The sequence below is a fragment of the Paenibacillus sp. Y930 genome (genome assembly GCF_056786375.1).
Genome location: NZ_JBXCIX010000039.1, coordinates 1 through 682 on the forward strand (window position 1 = coordinate 1; position 682 = coordinate 682).

At 29.2% G+C, this 682-nt stretch carries 1 protein-coding gene; it reads left to right on the top strand.

Annotated elements, in window-relative coordinates; translation table 11 throughout:
• Positions 1-79: 79 nt before the first annotated feature.
• Positions 80-532 carry a hypothetical protein gene (locus AC1TO5_RS21265; protein WP_482064827.1) on the top strand — a complete coding sequence of 151 codons (453 nt, stop codon included), beginning with the start codon at positions 80-82 and terminating at the stop codon, positions 530-532.
• The last annotated feature ends 150 nt before the right edge of the window (positions 533-682 follow it).

Genomic DNA, 682 nt, shown 5'->3' on the forward strand with positions numbered 1-682 from the left:
AACGTTATATGAAAGATCGGCCTCATATTTCATTAAATCAAAAATAAATTTTAATCTATAAAGATAAAGGAATGATGTAATGATTCAATTAAAGAACAAAAAGATATTAGGTTTTATTTTATTGTTAATTGGCTCAATATTATTGTCTTCATTAATCATAACAAAAAAAGATAATCATGAATTATTTTATATTAGCGGATTGGGAGCATCTATTTCTATGGCTCCCAGTGAAATGGAAGTCATTGAATATAACTTGAATTTCTCTACACTTAGCGATAAGGAATTTTATATTCAAAGTATTGAACCAATCTTAAATGAAAAATTCAAAAGTATATTACTAAGTAATTCTATAAACATATCAGTAGAAAAGATCCTATCTATGAGCAATGAATTGTTTTTAGAAGGAGAAATACTAGTCAATACAAGCACATTAGAAGAAGGGGAAATAAATAAACTCCTATTAGACTTAAATACATTTAAGGTGAAGTTTAACGATCAAGAAGAAATTTTCTTAAGTAATGGAAGATCATAATAATTTGGGGGGTACAACTGAAAGTAGCCAATCCATCATATAACACAGTATTCACGCAGCGGCTACGCCTTGGTCACTTTGATGATTTAGCAGAAGTAGTAGAATCAGTGACAACTTGCATACGCAAGTTCGTGAATACCTGAACGTTAT